The following is a 16,116-nucleotide window of genomic DNA, read 5'->3' as shown; positions in this document are numbered from 1 at the left end:
AAGGTCCTAAAATAGGACCTTGGATGTTTTATGTTTTTAGCAAGAAGCAGCCCATTGTTAAGATATCTTCATACTCACCGTTTGTTTTCCTCATGAAACGGTGAATTCTCCCTTCATAAAAAAAACCTAATCTTTCATATAATTTGATGGCTTTTTGGTTGCTAGAAAGAACTTCTAATTCAAGCTTTTCAAGTGGTGCGAAGTGATGCGCCCAAAAAAGAGCAGTTGTCATTAAGGCTTTGCCGACACCTTTGGAGCGATACGATGGGTGAATAATTACTCCTAATGTACCACGGTGCATTGTATGTTTTAAGCCATCAATATCTATAGTTAAAATTCCAATAACAATGTTTTTTTTAACAGCAATAAGTTGGAGCGTATGTGGGTTACGGAGTGTAAAATCATTTTTCATCATTTGATCGTTTACGGTCATATGAAAGTCATCGTAACTCATGACAAGCCCTGTTCCTTCTTTTAATGCAGATTTAGTAAGTTTGTGCATTTGTTCTGCATCAGAAACTTGTGCTGTACGAATTGTGTAACGGTTACCGTCTTTTGTCCATCTTGGACTAGGTTTTACAAATCCCATCTCCTCATACCTCCACTTTTTTTATATACGTTAACGTATGAGGTGTAGGGTGGGGGAGTGCTAGTCTTTATTCATACAAATGTGGGCGTCTTCCAGATAAAGCGGGAAGTTCCTTTCTCACACGCTTTACTTCATCGAAATCTACATCAGCAATGATGGTTTCTTCTGTTTTACCACCTTCGGCGAGAATTGTTCCCCATGGATCGATGATGAGTGAGGTACCTCCAAAATGACCAGCTTCATCTGTACCGAAACGGTTACATGCGAATATATATTGTTGGTTTTCGATAGCTCTTGCAATGAGAAGCGCTTTCCAATGACCGATTCGTTTTTCTGGCCATTGTGCAGGTGTAACTAAAGCAGATGCACCATCAACGGCATAGGGACGAATCCACTCAGGATAGCGTATGTCATAACAAATACTTAATCCAATTGTTTCCTCTAAGAAATTGAAGGATTTTCGAGTAGACCCTGGATGAAAGGTCAAGTGTTCATTGAGGAGCGGGATTAAATGTGCTTTATCATAAGAAGTGACTAAATTGCCAGTATGGTCAAAAACCAATGATGAATTGTAAAGCTTATTATTTTTTAGAACAGGCATAGACCCTGCGACAATATAGCTTTTTAACTTTTTGGCCCATTTAGTAATAAAAGCATAACAATCCTCTTCATCTTGAGAAAACTCTTTCTTTTGGATAGAGGTTAAATCATATCCAGTCGTCCAAAGTTCAGGGAAGACGATCAGATCAATGTTTTCATTTTGCAAGTTTACTAAATGTTTTTTCATTCTATCGATGTTTTGTTTCGGGTCACCATAAGCTGTATCTAGTTGAATGAGAGCAATTCTAGCTTTTTTCATAAAAAATGCCTCCATTCTATTCGTCAAACAGTTTTTAACATTGTATCATAGATTATAAAGAAAAGAGGGGTGAAGCAATTGAAGTTTGCTAGTTTTACATATGAAGGGCAGTGGCATTACGGTTTTGTTCATGAACAAACGGAGTCTTTAGTCAGTTTATCGGTGGATCGACGTTTTCCAAGGTCAATGCTCGAATTTTTGCAAGATGATTTAGCGATAAAAGAAGCTAAGCATCTCTATGCAGAATGGTTAAATGATCGACCAAATGGGTTTAGAGTGAAAATGACGGATTCTTCGTTTGAATGGAAGGCTCCGATTCCTCGACCAAGCAAAAATGTATTTGCAGTTGGTAGGAACTATTTAGATCATGCAAAGGAGATGGGAAGTACTGACGCTCCTAATTATCCAGTTATTTTTTCAAAAGCAGCAACGTCCGTTACTGGCTATGAAAGCGAAGTGAGTCTTCACAAAGGGATAACGGAAAGCGTTGATTACGAGGGAGAACTTGCTGTTGTGATTGGTAAGGAAGGGACACACATTCAAAGAGAACAAGCGATGGATCATATATTTGGTTTTACAATAGCAAATGATGTGACAGCGAGGGATCTACAAAAGAACCATCAGCAGTTTTTACTGGGAAAAAGTTTAAACACGTTTTGTCCGGTCGGTCCATGGATTGTGACAAAGGATGAATTTTTGCCATATGAAAATAAAAAGATTATAACGTCTGTAAATGGAGAAACTAGACAATTGGGAATGTTCGATCAAATGATCTTTTCCATTCCACAATTAATTGAAACATTGAGTCAAGGAATAACGTTAGAGCCTGGTGACATTATCGCAACTGGAACACCGAAAGGAGTTGGTAAAGGGTTTCATCCACCGAAGTTTTTAAGAAATGGGGACGTCGTAGAAATTACTATAGAAGGGTTAGGCACACTTCGGAATACGTTTAAGTGATTTAGGTATTTACATGTAGGTAATGTCCCGACACGGCTTTTTTCATAGGTTAAAGTCACATTCGTTGCCCTTCTTCATACAATGAACTGAATGTAATTTCAGAACAATAGTAAGTAGATGAAAGGGGTTCACATATGAATTGTAAATGCCGACCACCTATGGGGATGCCACACCAACCGATGATGCATGGGCCAGCATGGCAACAAATGCCACATGGTATGCCAATGGCTAATCCAGGTCACCAAGTTATGCATGGTTTTCCTCAGCAACAAATGATGCCAGGGGCTGAGCATGCTCAACCAGAAATGGTACATCATATGCCAGGAGGAAATGAATTTGGTCAAGGGTTTACTCAAGGAATGGGGCCAAGTTTTGAACAAGAATTTGGTCCAGGGGAACAGCCAATGATGCCACAGCAAGAAATGCATCATCATCAGCAACCTCATATGCCACAACAAGAAGTAGCGTGGATGCACCAGCAACCGCATGTACCGCAGCAAGAAATGCATCATCATCAGCAACCGCATATGCCGCAACAAGAAATGCATCATCATCAGCAACCGCATATGCCACAACAAGAAGCGGCGTGGATGCACCAGCAACCACATATGCCACAACAAGAAGCAGCGTGGATGCACCAGCAGCCGCATATGCCACAACAAGAAGCAGCGTGGATGCATCAGCAGCCAGGAATGCCTCAACACCAAGTACCTTGGATGCAAGATCAACATGCAATGATGCCAGAGCATGGGCATCCACAGCAGCATCATGATCAACATGCAATGCCTCCACATATGGAAGGCTTTGTACCAATTGAAGAGGATGACGACTTCGAATAATAATTAAGAAAAACGATTGACTTGACGTCAATCGTTTTTTATCTCTCTTCAACTGGTATCGTTAAAGAGAAGCGCCATTCTGGAAGCTGGACAGTAGTTCGCTGAATCAAAAATTTACTAGGAGGATCAATAGTATTAGCAAACTCTAATTGAACTCCTAATCCATTGTTTGACGAGTTAAGCTGGATAAAAAGTGGATAAATAGACTGATCTCCATCATGTTTTTGAAATGTGTATGAAAGATTTCTCCTCTGATGATCAGGGTGGTTATCGTTTAGGGTGAATGAAATATTTTTACCTTCAATTGAAAAGTCTGAAATGGCTAAATCCCCTAATGTGAGTTGTGAAGCTTCCTTATCGGTAACTTGAAAGGAGTATCCCTTTTCAAATAATGAAGGAATAACATAAAATGGTATCGTTACGAAGCTGTTGTTATTAAGAGGAGGTGGTGATAAAGTGATTGTTAAAAGAATTTCGTGTTCCCCTAATTCTTCTTTATCAAATGTATCCTCATTAACAACGATGTCAATTAACTCATAAGGGACATTGTCTCCATCAAAAACATAATTTGGCCATTGAAATTGATAGTCTGAGCTTGAAAGTGGAGATTCATCTATATGTGAAATAAGGAAATGCAACTTAAGCTCATCATCATGATACTTGGAATGTAAGTATGTTAGCTTAAATGGTCTCTTTTCAACTGATTGATTTATTAAGGGGTTTTTGTTCCCTCCACTTTCACCTGATTGAAAGGGAGGACTATTAGAACATGCGTGCATTAGGATAAAGGCGATGAGTATAAAGGTAAATTTGAACCCCATATGCAATGTGACTCTCTCCAATCTATATACAGTTAATGTTATTTTACAAGAAATGAATGAAGAGGGAAACTTTATATTAGATTTATAACGAAAAGTCACATGTTTTCGATTATACATATATGAGAGGGAGAAGATGAAAATCGAGTTAAAGTAAAAACGAGTGATCCAACATCATGGATCACTCGTTTTGTTAACTTAAACGTTTTGTGTTTCTTTTTCTTTAATTTTTTCGTTTGCAGACACGACGGCTTCTGTCTTTTTCTCTGGTTTATCCCAGTATTGTTCGTTTCCAGGTAGGTCATCGAACCAAGCAGCGTCTTTTGGACAGTCTAGGGCCATAAATTTACCGTAATTACCGTCACGAGATTGGTGGTACTTTAAGTATGCTTTTCCATCTTCAATAGCTAGTATTTCAATTTTTCCTGATGTATGACTCATCGATAAACGGACACGTTTTCCAAGGCCTGATGTTTTTGCTTTTGCTTCTTCAACAATATTATACGCTTCTTCTAATGTAAGTACGAAGTCGTTGTTTCCGGCAACTGGGCGGTTAATGAAGAAGTAATAAGGTGTAACCCCTGCCCACGATAGTTGATCTAATAGATCAGCTAATACGTCTGGATCATCATTAATACCTTTCAATACTGGAGTTTGGTTTACAACAATTGCCCCTGCATCATGAAGTGCTTCGAAACCTTTTTTCGCTTCTTCAGTAATTTCATTTGGGTGGTTAATGTGCGCCATGACATAAATACGCTGTTCAGGAGTTGAATATTCACGAATTAAATCAAGTAACTCTTGATCCTCGTATATACGCATAGGGTTAAATACTGGCATTTTTGATCCGAGACGAATAATTTTCACGTGTGGGATCTCACGAAGCTGCTCAATGATTTTACGAAGTTTTTTCGTTGCTAAGATCAATGAGTCACCACCAGTTAATAATACGTTGCTAATTTCAGGGTGCTCTTTAATGTACTCAATCCCTGGCTGTACATCAGCCATTGCTTCCTTAATATCATTACGGAACAAGCGCTTACGGAAGCAGTAACGGCAATAAGCTCCACAAACTTCAGAAACGATAAGCAAAGCTGTAGCATCATATTTATGCTGACATCCTGGTGCAGCATAGTTTGTATCTTCATCAGAAGCGTCCCAGCGTCCATACTCATCTAATTCCCCTTCATTTGGGATAATTAATTTTTTAATAGGATCGTTTGGGTCGTTCCAATCAATTAAGTTTAAATAGTAATCGTTTACACGAAAAACAAACTTCTCAGTAATTTCTTTCAATTTTTTTCGTTCTTCTTCTGGAATTTGTTCAATCTTATCAATGTTCATAATGTACTTCGGTTGTGCCATATAATCCCCTCCATAAAAAATTCTGAAATTAAGACTATTTTCATTTAAACATATCAGCCATATTTGGTCAAAAACGGAGGAAAACATCTATTTTGATGTGTTTATGAAATAAATCCTCCAAATTTCTCTCGATTCTTCGTGATTAATTCGGAGTTTAAATTTCATTAATAAAATTAATGAAATCTAGCCTTCACATCCAAGCTTTTTTGTCATAAAATGAAATAAATCCTTCAAAAAAAACGAAGGGCAGAAGGAGAGGGGTATTATAGAAAATGGCCATACGTAAATTTGATCATCCTTTTATTGAGTATGGGAAGAAAACAGAACAGTCCTACAAAACGATGAAAGAGGCTGGAGAACACTTACCTGGTGGTGTAACTGCCAATATTAAACACTTTGCACCTTATCCAATAGTTATGAAGAAAGCGAAAGGTGCATGGGTTGAGGATGTCGATGGCAATCAATATGTTGATTATTTAATGGCGTACGGTTCATTAGCTTTAGGACACGGTTCTTCATTAGTTAAAGAAGCAATCGTTCAGCAAATAGATCAAGATGGAACAAATTTATTTGGGACACCGCATCAGATGGAAGTTGACTTTGCAAAGAAGGTTAAAGAACATTATCCTTCTATGGAAAAAATGCGCTTCACTAATTCTGGAACTGAAGCTACATTACTTGCAGTGCGGCTAGCAACTGCTTATACAGGAAAAAGTAAAATAGCAAAGTTTGAAGGCCATTATCACGGTGGCTACAATGAAGTTCTATATAGTATAAACCCTCCAATAAATGAAGCAGGTCAAGAAGATAGGCCAAATCCAGTCCCAGAGTCAGCAGGACTGAATAGTTTTGGAGATGACGCACCTCTTATACTCCCATTCAACCAAATTGAAGCAACAGAAAAACTAATAAAAGAACATGCCACAGAGTTAGCCGCAGTTATGATTGAACCAGTTCAAGGTGGTTTTATACCAGCTGAACATTCATTTATAAAAAAGCTAAGAGAAATTACTGAAAGGTATGGGATATTACTAATTTTTGATGAAGTGAAAACAGGTTTTCGAGTTGCGTTAGGTGGCGGTCAAGAACGATACGAAGTGACTCCGGATATAACGACGTTAGGGAAAGTAGTTGGTGGAGGCTTTCCAATTGGTGTTGTTGGTGGGAAAGACGATATATTAAACATTAGCCGACCAAAAACTACAGGGGATGTATTTGATGCTGGGCAAAGTAAAACATCAACAGCAAAAGATATTCTCTTTCATAGTGGAACGTATAATGGTCATCCAACTATTTTAGCTGCAGGATTGGCGACAATAAAACATCTAGAAAAGGATTTTCATAGAGTCATCACGAATACAGAGATATTGAAGGATAAAATAGAGGAAATTGGTGAAAAGACAGGAGTACCGTTGAAAGCTGTTGGAGTAGGCTCGATTTTTAGTGTAGTATGTACACAAGAGAGTAAAATTCGACATTATCGTGACCTTCAACGAACAGACCTGAATTTAAGGAAAGAAATAGATTTCGAACTGTTACAAGAAGGGATTTATACGAAACCTTTAAATAGATATAGCGTATCAACGGCACATGGTCAAAAAGAGATAGATAAAACGGTTGATGCGTATGAGAAGGTGTTAAAACAACGTATGAGGAGGCGAGGTATGTCGTAATTAAAGGGGGAGGAAACATGTTAGACAATGAAGTATATCAGCGGATGATACAACAACGTGAAAAAATGAGTAAATCTCATAAAAAAATTGCAAATTATCTGATTGAAAATCATGAAACAGCTCCTTTTCTCACTGCTTCAAAGCTTGCAAAAAATGTGCAAGTAGGAGAAGCAACTGTTATTCGCTTTGCGTTCTTCCTAAATTATAAAGGTTATCCAGACTTGCAGCGTCACCTGCAAGAGGCGCTGCAAAGAAAGATGACCTCTGCAGAAGTTTTAGCGAGGACAACTGATGAGAATGAACAGACTGAGCATGTCGTAAAAGAAGTTTTATCAGATGATATTCAAAATTTAAAAATGACGTTAAATCAAGTTGACCCAAATATATTTGAAAGTGCAGTTAATGAACTTGTTCATGCAGAACGAATATATATTATTGCTTACCGAAGTGCAACAAGCATTGGCCAATTTTTAGAATTTTATTTGGATTTAGTCCTTCAAAACGCAGAGCTCATCCGTCAAGCAGACGGTGTATCAGAACATTTACTCGATATATCTGATAAAGATGTCGTAATTGGACTAGGGTTTTCTCGTTATACAAAACGAACAGTTGAAGTATTAAAATATGTGAAACAAAGAGACGCTAAAACAATTGTTATAACTGACCATTTAATGAGTCCACTCGTTCCTTATGGTGATTTAAACCTTATTTCTTCTACTGAAATTAACTCATTTATTGATTCTTTTTCAGCCCCGATGAGCATTGCGAGTGCACTAATTACGGCTTTAACTCGATCAGAGCATAAAAATGTTGAAAAACGTTTAAAAGAGCTTGAAGGATTATGGGATACATTTGATGTGTTTTATGACTAATGATTAAAATCAAAAAGGGTCGGGCCAAATTGGCCTGACCCTTTCAATTATACTGTTGCTGGTTCACTATTGTTATCATTGTCTCTTTTTTTACGTAAATACTGTACAAAACCAATGAGAATGAATAACGCTAAACCAGATAATTCAATCGGTAAGTTCTCTGGATATATAAGCATTAAACCTGCGGCAAGTAATAAGATTCTTTCATACCAAAACGGTTTGTAAACGAAGTACCCCATCATTGTCGCACTTACTGCGGCCATTCCTAAGATAGCTGTAATAAGTACAGGAAGAAGCGTCCAGAAGGTCGCATCCTCTAATAGTAAGACAGGGTTAAATACAAACACGTAAGGGATGATAAATGCCGCAATGGCTAACTTGAAGGCGGTCACCCCAGCCTTCATCGGGTTTGCCCTGGCTATCCCCGAACCGGCATAAGCAGCTAGACATACAGGTGGTGTAATGTCTGCAACAATTCCAAAATAGAAAACAAAGAAATGGGCAGCAATATCAGGTACACCGTAAGCGATTAATGCAGGTGCTGCCATTGACGCTGTGACGACATAGTTTGCTGTTGTAGGAAGTCCCATTCCTAGTAATATACATGCAATCATCGTAAAGAATAATAGTAAGAATAAGTTGTCACCAGCAAGGTTTAAGAGTCCGCCTGCAATTTTTCCACCAAGACCAGTAAAGACAACGACCCCTACGATGATACCTGCTGTCGCACAGGCTGCAATAACAGGTAATGCGACACGCGCACCTTGTATCAGTGCATCAATAATATCTCTTGGTCCCATTCGTGTATCTTTACGAAGGAAACTAACAGCAAAAGCAGCACCGATTCCCCATAAAGCAGCAGTAGTAGGTGTAAACCCTTGTACAAGTAACGTAATAATCGCGACTAATGGTAATAATAAATCAAGTCGTTTTAAAATTCCCTTTAATGAGGGTAGTTCCTCTTTAGAAAGACCTCGAATGCCGTGTTTCTTTGCTTCATAGTGTGTACCCATAAATACACCAGTAAAATATAGCATGGCTGGAATAATACCGATAATAATGATGTCACTATAGGATACGCCAGATACATACTCAGCCATGATAAATGCGGCAGCACCCATGATCGGTGGCATAATCTGTCCACCAGTAGATGCGGATGCTTCTGCAGCAGCAGCAAATTCAGGTCTAAATTTCGCTCGTTTCATCATTGGGATGGTAAATGACCCAGATGAAACAGTGTTCGCTACCGAGCTTCCTGTAACTGTTCCTTGCATGGCAGAAGCAGCAACAGCTGCTTTTGCAGTTCCACCAGTAAACCTTCCTGTCAGAGCAAAAGCTAGATCATTAAAGTATTGACCGACTCCAGTCTTTGTCAGCATGACTCCAAAGAACAAGAACAAGTAGATATAAGTTGATGAAATTTGGATCGGCGTACCAAAAATAGCATCAGATGAATAAAATAATCGTCGTGATAGACCAGACCAGTCAAAACCTCCGTGTCCGAAGTATGGAATGTTTGTCCCATACATGCCATAAAGAATGGCTAAGGAAGCGATCACTACGATTGGTAAACCTACTGCACGTCTTGTTGCTTCTAGTAATAAAATGATCCCAATCGTAGCAACAGTAATATCTAAGGTTGTAAAGCCCAAGATTCTTGCTGCCCCTGTGATCCAATCATAGCGGAATAAAATATAATACATACATCCCATTGCTAAGAAGGCTAAGACAACATCATACCAAGGTACACCAGGTTTTCTTAATCCTTTTTTGGTTGCCGGGTACAAAAGAAAGATAAGGCCTAATGCTGTTCCTAAGTGGACAGCCCCTTGAAGTAAATAAACCAGAGGTCCGTGTGCTGGATAAGCTCGCCATAAATGGAATATTGTTAAAGAAATTGAAATAAAGGCGATAATAAATGCCCATTTCTTAGGGTCAGTACGATATGCTGATTCTTTGTCATACTTTGCTAACATTTCTTTTTGCTGTTCTTCTGTTAAAGTTTCTTTTTCTTTCATATGGTCACCACCCTCGGATCGTTCTATATAAACATGAATCGACGAAAAAGTAGGAGAATTGTATTCCTGCGTTTTCGTCGATGTTCCGCCATTTATTTTGTTCCTTGGCGGAGCGCAAAAGGAACAGTAGAAGTAACTATTTTGTACCATAGTTTAAATGAATTAACAATGGATACATCTGGTTTTTCTTATAACTGTGTTTTTTAGATAATGGTGTTCTAGACAAAAAAAGATCATTATTAATAATGAAATTCATGCTATTAATAATGGTAGTTATTTATTAATCTTATTCTACTTTTTAATTAATATTTATAAATTGGTGTAAAAAAGGCCGGACACTACAAGGGTCCGGCCTTGAGATCATACATATTTGCTTTAGTCTAAAAGACCAGCTTCTTCAAAGTATTTTTCAGCACCAGGGTGCATTGGAAGACCTTCAGAACCATTAAGGGCATTTTCTTTTGTTAAATGCTGACCTTGGTCATGAGAAATGTCTCCACTGTTTTCATACAAGGCTTTTGTAATTGCATAGCCAAGATCTTCATCGATTGTATCAGTTGAACCTACAAGTACTGCATAAGCAGTAATCGCTTGTACGTCACTTTCCAAGAAGTCGTAAGAGTCAGCAGGAATTGTCATACCAGCGTAACCACTATTATCTTCAATGTATTGTAAGCCTTCTGGTGTGATTTCGATCATATCAATGTCACGTGAAATAGCTAACTCTTCAAGGCTTCCGGCTGGTAAACCTAATAAACCAAATGAAGCATCTAAGTTACCGTCACGCATACGGTCAGCAGCATCTCCGAAGTTTTCTTCAAATGCTGTATAGTCACCATCTTCTAGTCCATAAGCTTCAAGTATTAAGCGAGCAAGAGCTTGTGTTCCAGATCCTGGTGGTCCAATTGCAACGTTCTTGCCTTCTAAGTCAGCAATCGTTTCGATACCAGAATCAGCAGGAGTTACAATTTGCATCACTTCTGGGTAAATGTGACCCATGAACCCGAAGTTATCAATCTCAACTCCTTCAAAGTCTCCATCACCAGTTAAAGCATTTAAAGCTGGGATGTGTACAGTCATACCTAGGTCAAGTTCACCTTGGTAGATTTGTGAAAGGTTATCAACAGATGCCCCGGTAGATACGGCACTAAGGTCGAACCCTTCATATTCTTCAATGTTTGCATTAATAACGTTGGCCATCTCTTGTCCTAACGGAAAGTAAGTACCGCCAGTACCGCCAGTTCCGATCTGAAGATTACCGATATTGACTTCTGTGTCTGCACCAGCATCTCCGCCAGCTTCGCCATTGTCTGCTCCATCGTCTTCACCACAAGCCGCAAGTACGACACTTCCAGCAAGAAGAAGACCGAACATGGAATAAAACTTCTTCTTCAAATTTCATTCCCCCTTAAGATATTTTTTTCATAGAGCATACCAACAATCGCATAAAAATTGCTGGTATCCTATTTTATTTAAGCAGAATTTTTTTTGAATGTCAAAAGATTACTAATTCCACTTTAAACTATGCAGAACCTTTCCACTTCAAACCATTGTTGTACTTAGGATTTTTGGTTCCTCTACTTTAAAACACTTTAAAAATTCAAAACTGAAAATAATGGAATAAATTAGGGTAGAATAAATATGAGAAGTTTATACAAAAAAAGTCGAAAAACCTCTTCAGAAAATATTGTGTGAAGGAGTGATTTTCGACATGATTATATGAAAAATAGAATAAATGTAGAAACTAACTAACCGACTTCTGTATCGTCTTTATGGTCTATAAAAGACATTTGTTCCCACTTTTTCGAACGCCATCGTTTAAGCATGAGCAATCCTCGAATCCATTCATCAAGAATCATTGCGATCCATACACCAATTAGACCAAGTCCAAAAATGATCCCAGCAGTATATGAGACGGTTACTGCGACCCCCCACATGACAGCAATTCCAATGTAAACGGGATATTTTACATCTCCTGCAGCTCTTAAACTATTAATAACAACAAGGTTAAAGGCGCGACCTGGTTCAAGAATAATTGTTAAAAGAAGTAAAGTACCTCCGAGTTGAATGATGTCAGGGTTGTTTGTAAAAATTGATAATATTTCATCTCGTAAAATCGCAAAAGTCGTTGCTGCGAACGTTGAGATAGTCATAGCGATCCATAAACTTCTTAAACAGCGCTGGTAAGCTTCTTGTTTACGCTTTTCTCCAATTAAATGTCCGACTAAGATTTGAGTACCTTGGCCTATTGCTATAGCGAACAGCAAGGCAAACATAATAATATTTAACGCATATACTCTTGTTGTAAGTGCTGTTGTTCCCATCATGGCAATAAAATAAGTAATGACCATTTGTGAAGCATTATAAGATAAATGTTCTCCCGCAGAAGGAATCCCAATCTTTAGTAATTGACGTAATTCTTCTTTCGGGAATTTAGCTGTTAAATATCCCCATGGTAAATGACCTTGCACTCGTTTATAAAGGAAAATAAATAAAACGATTAGACCGAGCGTTCTACTTGCTGAAGTACTAATAGCAACACCTGTTGCACCTAGAGATGGAGCACCGAATGCACCGAAAATAAACACATAATTACCAAATACATTTAGTGCGTTCATTCCTAGAGTGACGAACATAGCATCCTTCGTAAAACCATGACTTTTAACAATTGCAGATAAAGTCATAATTAAAGACTGAACAAATGCAAATCCACCGACAATTTGTAAATAAATGAGTGCCGTACTCATTAATTCTTCAGGGAGGTTCATTGCTGATAAGATCATTTCTCCAAAAACAAAAAGGAATAAGCTTAAAATGAGTCCGAATAATAAGTTAGCTACAATTGAAACAACAGCGATATGTCCTGCTTTTTCTTCTTTTTTTGCCCCGATATATTGTGCTATTAAAATTGTTGTCCCTGTTGCGACAAAGCCAAACATAACAATAATGACACTCATGATTTGGTTGGCTACACCGACTGCTGCAACAGAGTCATCATCATATTGACTCAACATTAATGTATCAGCATTTCCCATTAACATATGGAGTAAAATTTCTATAAAAATTGGCCACGTTAGGGCAAACAATGTCATGTTGCCTACATTCTTCTTTGTTGTATCTTTCATTATGTTTTCCCTCATTTAATTGTAGATTTACTTGCGAAGATATACAATTGATGAAATTGAATTTGATATGTTATATCTTTATAAGAGTATTGATAGAATCGTCAACATACAGACAGAGTATATATAGCATAGTAAAGGTTGATATGAGTTTCTAGTCATAAAAACCGATAAGAATTGAACAAAACCGACCTGTAGGTGATCAAGATGAATATGTTAACTAGTATCGTTCCGCCAATGCCGACATTTATAAAAGGGGGGGAAGCCACATTTATTAAAGGGATGAAACATTTTAAAAGAACGTTTCATCTATTTGATCTTTTATATGTAACAAAAGGAACATTATATATGAAGGAAAATGATAGTAGTTATGAAATAAGATGTGGTCAATTTATTATTTTAGCACCAGGATTTGAACATGTTGGGGAACACCCTTGTAGTGAAGATACGGATTTTTTTTGGATTCATTTCTCATTCACGAATCAGTTTAATTTAATAGGAAAGAAAGAGGTGGATTGGTCAGAGGTATTCTTAAAAGAAAGTACATATACTAGTCCCTCTATTTTTAACCTTCATTTACCTCGATACGGTGAGATTAGACAGTCCGGAAGCTGTAATGAAACGTTAGAACGTCTTATTACGATAAATGAATCCGGTGACCCTGCTATGAAATTAAAGCAGCAGATGATTTTCTCAGAATTCATCTTGCTATTACAAGAAGAAGCGATGCATATCCCTTCAACATCACAAACTGTTGTTGATCAAGTGCTTTACTATATTAAAAATAATTATGATAACAAAGAATTCACCGTAAAAGGAATGGCAAAGTCTTTGTTATATCACCCGGATTATATTACAAGATCAATGAAAAAAGTAACAGGCGTTACACCGATCCAATACTTACATTACTATAGGCTAACGGTTGCTAAACAAAAATTAGTTAATGAAAATCTCGACTTAAAAACGATTAGCTCAGAGGCGGGCTTTAAAGATGTTAGTTATTTCTCGAGAATTTTCAAACAAAAAGAAGGGATTACTCCTGGTGAATATAGGAGAATTAGACGTAATCAACTATGAGTATATAGGATATTGAGTACATTGTAAGCGCATTTATGCATGGATTTCCTTGATTTAGGTGTTATAATATTCCTATATACAAAGTTGTGCAAACGGTTTCGCTATGGTCGAGAAGGTGGGAGGGGGCTTTGAAAAACATTATTTAGAAGGATAACTGTTGGAAAGAGGGATTTATATGAAAAAGCTTAAAGAAAAGAGAATGTTAAAAAGTTTATTATTTAAATTAAAAATGCTAATCGTATTCATTTTCCTAATAAGTCTATTGTCAGGTGGTGTAATTTATTATGCAAACCAACAGATAGCTAATGAAAGTATAATGTTAGAAGAAACTGCTTCTTTTCAACATGAATATACGAATTTACTAGGGGGAGTAAAGGAAATAGGACTTATCCAATTTCAATTAACGACAACGGGGTATAATGAAGACCGTATTCAATTATTAGAGGAAACGATCCTTGAAACTGATGAATTGTTGAAAAGCATGCATCTGAGGGTAGAAGGAAACGAAACCCTTGAACATTATTTCGCTCATTTTGAAGATGCACTCTCTACATATAAAACGATAACAGAAACTTATTTCCATACGATTTACGTCGGTGACGAAGTCGCTCAAATTAGAAATCGAGTAACGCCTCAAATTACTAGAATAGAAGAGAATATTCAACAAATCGATGATAGGATTCAAAGTTTTCTTGAAGAAGAGAGAACAAATACCACACAATCATTACATGATGCAATCCAATTCACCACTTTTATAACGGGAGTTGCTGCTTTACTTGTCATCGTTGTCCCTGTTTCTTTTTTAATACTGTTTGGGCGGAATTTAAAGCACGGTGTAAGGTTAGTAAAAAAACGTATTCAACGTTATCAATCTGGAGACCTTGACTTTGATCAAACAACGAAACGGCGTGATGAATTTTATGAAATTGATGAAGCATTAAGGGAAATGGGATTATCTATACAAGAATTGGTCAATAAAAGTGAACTTGCTGGTGAAAGAGTTGTTCAAGTCTTAAAAAGCACTACGAATAAATCAAATGAATTATTAAACGGAATTGAAGAGATTGACTCAACGATGAAGAAGTTCAGTCAAAAAATCGATCACCAGAGTGAATTTACAAATGCAATCTCTGCAACGACCGAAGAAGTTTCAGCTAGCTCTGAAGAAATTCATTCATCTATTGAATACATAAATGAAAAAATGAAAAGCACAGAAGGTGATTCTGTTAATGGTAAAGAGATTGTTACGGAACTAAATGGAATGATGGATGAATTAAACAAAAGAACAGATGTTGCTGCAACGAGAGTTAATACAATGAAAGAGCGAATGGAAATCATGACGACTTTCCTAAAAGGGATTGATGATATAGCAGGCCAAACAAATTTATTAGCAATAAATGCATCAATTGAAGCAGCGAAAGCAGGTCAAGAAGGAAGAGGATTTGCTGTAGTAGCTGATGAAATACGTAAATTATCAACAGAAACAAATAAGTTCTCTGAACAGACAAAAGAAACATTATCTGAAATAGAAAATGACACAAAGGAAGTCTATCATTTATTTTCTATTTTCAAAGAAAAAAGTGAAGAATCCTCATTAAAAATGGGTCAAGCAAGAGAGCTTTTTTCGGGTGTATCAATGAGGAATCAAGAATTAACTAAAGAAAATAGTGAGATCAATGAATCAGTTGCTCAAATTAATCAAGCAATTGAAGAAGTCGTAACCTCAGTCACTGATCTTGTAGAAGGAGCAGGAGAACTGCAAGAGAAATCACGGTTTGTGATGAGAACAATTGAAAATCAAACAAAGCTACAACACGAGATGACAGGGGAAGTTTCTTCTTTAAATGAAACAGCAAAAACTCTAAGGAAAGGTTCAAAATAGGATATATGAACCCCTAGTTGACTGTTTATGTTGACTGGGGGC

Annotated in this window: 13 protein-coding genes; 6 read left to right on the top strand and 7 right to left on the bottom strand. The window is 37.3% G+C overall.

Features of this window, described 5'->3' with window-relative positions; all coding sequences use genetic code 11:
- Nucleotides 1-28: 28 nt before the first annotated feature.
- Together LGQ02_RS14375 and LGQ02_RS14370 are read right to left on the bottom strand one after the other, a co-directional pair.
- Nucleotides 29-589 (bottom strand): GNAT family N-acetyltransferase, encoded by a 561-nt coding sequence (locus LGQ02_RS14375; protein ID WP_226515045.1) that lies wholly within the window; start codon nucleotides 587-589, stop codon nucleotides 29-31.
- A 67-nt stretch (nucleotides 590-656) separates the two neighbouring features.
- Nucleotides 657-1,448, bottom strand: a complete 792-nt coding sequence (locus LGQ02_RS14370) for a carbon-nitrogen family hydrolase (protein ID WP_226515044.1) — start codon at nucleotides 1,446-1,448, stop codon at nucleotides 657-659.
- 78 nt (nucleotides 1,449-1,526) lie between these two features.
- Here LGQ02_RS14370 and LGQ02_RS14365 point away from each other — a divergent pair, with 78 nt between their 5' ends.
- Nucleotides 1,527-2,408 carry a fumarylacetoacetate hydrolase family protein gene (locus LGQ02_RS14365; RefSeq protein WP_226515043.1) on the top strand — a complete coding sequence of 294 codons (882 nt, stop codon included), beginning with the start codon at nucleotides 1,527-1,529 and terminating at the stop codon, nucleotides 2,406-2,408.
- Between the two features lie 134 nt (nucleotides 2,409-2,542).
- Nucleotides 2,543-3,247 carry a hypothetical protein gene (locus LGQ02_RS14360; protein WP_226515042.1) on the top strand — a complete coding sequence of 235 codons (705 nt, stop codon included), beginning with the start codon at nucleotides 2,543-2,545 and terminating at the stop codon, nucleotides 3,245-3,247.
- 38 nt (nucleotides 3,248-3,285) lie between these two features.
- Here LGQ02_RS14360 and LGQ02_RS14355 read toward each other — a convergent pair whose 3' ends face one another.
- Complete coding sequence (locus tag LGQ02_RS14355; RefSeq protein ID WP_226515041.1) at nucleotides 3,286-4,074, bottom strand: hypothetical protein; 789 nt, start codon at nucleotides 4,072-4,074, stop codon at nucleotides 3,286-3,288.
- A 189-nt stretch (nucleotides 4,075-4,263) separates the two neighbouring features.
- Nucleotides 4,264-5,430, bottom strand: a complete 1,167-nt coding sequence (locus LGQ02_RS14350; RefSeq protein ID WP_226515040.1) for a KamA family radical SAM protein — start codon at nucleotides 5,428-5,430, stop codon at nucleotides 4,264-4,266.
- Nucleotides 5,431-5,702: 272 nt separating this feature from the next.
- Here LGQ02_RS14350 and LGQ02_RS14345 point away from each other — a divergent pair, with 272 nt between their 5' ends.
- Nucleotides 5,703-7,103, top strand: a complete 1,401-nt coding sequence (locus LGQ02_RS14345) for an aspartate aminotransferase family protein (RefSeq protein WP_226515039.1) — start codon at nucleotides 5,703-5,705, stop codon at nucleotides 7,101-7,103.
- 17 nt (nucleotides 7,104-7,120) lie between these two features.
- Nucleotides 7,121-7,975, top strand: a complete 855-nt coding sequence (locus LGQ02_RS14340; protein WP_226515038.1) for a MurR/RpiR family transcriptional regulator — start codon at nucleotides 7,121-7,123, stop codon at nucleotides 7,973-7,975.
- 47 nt (nucleotides 7,976-8,022) lie between these two features.
- Here the strand turns inward: LGQ02_RS14340 and LGQ02_RS14335 are convergent, their stop codons facing one another.
- The 3 genes from LGQ02_RS14335 to LGQ02_RS14325 all read right to left on the bottom strand — a co-directional run bounded on the left by LGQ02_RS14335 (nucleotide 8,023) and on the right by LGQ02_RS14325 (nucleotide 13,118).
- Nucleotides 8,023-9,993 (bottom strand): TRAP transporter permease, encoded by a 1,971-nt coding sequence (locus tag LGQ02_RS14335; protein WP_226515037.1) that lies wholly within the window; start codon nucleotides 9,991-9,993, stop codon nucleotides 8,023-8,025.
- Between the two features lie 375 nt (nucleotides 9,994-10,368).
- A complete protein-coding gene (locus tag LGQ02_RS14330; protein ID WP_226515036.1) occupies nucleotides 10,369-11,388 on the bottom strand; it encodes a TAXI family TRAP transporter solute-binding subunit in 1,020 nt (339 codons plus the stop codon).
- A 353-nt stretch (nucleotides 11,389-11,741) separates the two neighbouring features.
- On the bottom strand, nucleotides 11,742-13,118 hold the full coding sequence (locus tag LGQ02_RS14325) for an MATE family efflux transporter (RefSeq protein ID WP_226515035.1): 1,377 nt from the start codon (nucleotides 13,116-13,118) through the stop codon (nucleotides 11,742-11,744).
- Nucleotides 13,119-13,322: 204 nt separating this feature from the next.
- On the opposite strand from LGQ02_RS14325, the gene LGQ02_RS14320 reads away from it, so the two are divergent.
- Nucleotides 13,323-14,192: an AraC family transcriptional regulator gene (locus LGQ02_RS14320; RefSeq protein ID WP_226515034.1), complete on the top strand. Its 870-nt coding sequence runs from the start codon at nucleotides 13,323-13,325 to the stop codon at nucleotides 14,190-14,192.
- A 175-nt stretch (nucleotides 14,193-14,367) separates the two neighbouring features.
- Nucleotides 14,368-16,074 (top strand): methyl-accepting chemotaxis protein, encoded by a 1,707-nt coding sequence (locus LGQ02_RS14315; protein WP_226515033.1) that lies wholly within the window; start codon nucleotides 14,368-14,370, stop codon nucleotides 16,072-16,074.
- Nucleotides 16,075-16,116 lie beyond the last annotated feature (42 nt).

Source organism: Bacillus shivajii (genome assembly GCF_020519665.1).
Classification (GTDB): domain Bacteria; phylum Bacillota; class Bacilli; order Bacillales; family Salisediminibacteriaceae; genus Bacillus_CA; species Bacillus_CA shivajii.
The sequence above is the reverse complement of the archived record's forward strand: the minus strand, read 5'-3'. Positions and strand labels throughout refer to the sequence as shown.

What these genes read in the sequence shown, in the direction of transcription:
- LGQ02_RS14375 (WP_226515045.1), bottom strand. Translation starts at nt 589, where the DNA reads ATGGGATTTGTAAAACCTAGTCCAAGATGGACAAAAGACGGTAACCGT.
- LGQ02_RS14370 (WP_226515044.1), bottom strand. Translation starts at nt 1,448, where the DNA reads ATGAAAAAAGCTAGAATTGCTCTCATTCAACTAGATACAGCTTATGGT.
- LGQ02_RS14360 (WP_226515042.1), top strand. Translation starts at nt 2,543, where the DNA reads ATGAATTGTAAATGCCGACCACCTATGGGGATGCCACACCAACCGATG.
- LGQ02_RS14350 (WP_226515040.1), bottom strand. Translation starts at nt 5,430, where the DNA reads ATGGCACAACCGAAGTACATTATGAACATTGATAAGATTGAACAAATT.
- LGQ02_RS14345 (WP_226515039.1), top strand. Translation starts at nt 5,703, where the DNA reads ATGGCCATACGTAAATTTGATCATCCTTTTATTGAGTATGGGAAGAAA.
- LGQ02_RS14340 (WP_226515038.1), top strand. Translation starts at nt 7,121, where the DNA reads ATGTTAGACAATGAAGTATATCAGCGGATGATACAACAACGTGAAAAA.
- LGQ02_RS14335 (WP_226515037.1), bottom strand. Translation starts at nt 9,993, where the DNA reads ATGAAAGAAAAAGAAACTTTAACAGAAGAACAGCAAAAAGAAATGTTA.
- LGQ02_RS14325 (WP_226515035.1), bottom strand. Translation starts at nt 13,118, where the DNA reads ATGAAAGATACAACAAAGAAGAATGTAGGCAACATGACATTGTTTGCC.
- LGQ02_RS14320 (WP_226515034.1), top strand. Translation starts at nt 13,323, where the DNA reads ATGAATATGTTAACTAGTATCGTTCCGCCAATGCCGACATTTATAAAA.
- LGQ02_RS14315 (WP_226515033.1), top strand. Translation starts at nt 14,368, where the DNA reads ATGAAAAAGCTTAAAGAAAAGAGAATGTTAAAAAGTTTATTATTTAAA.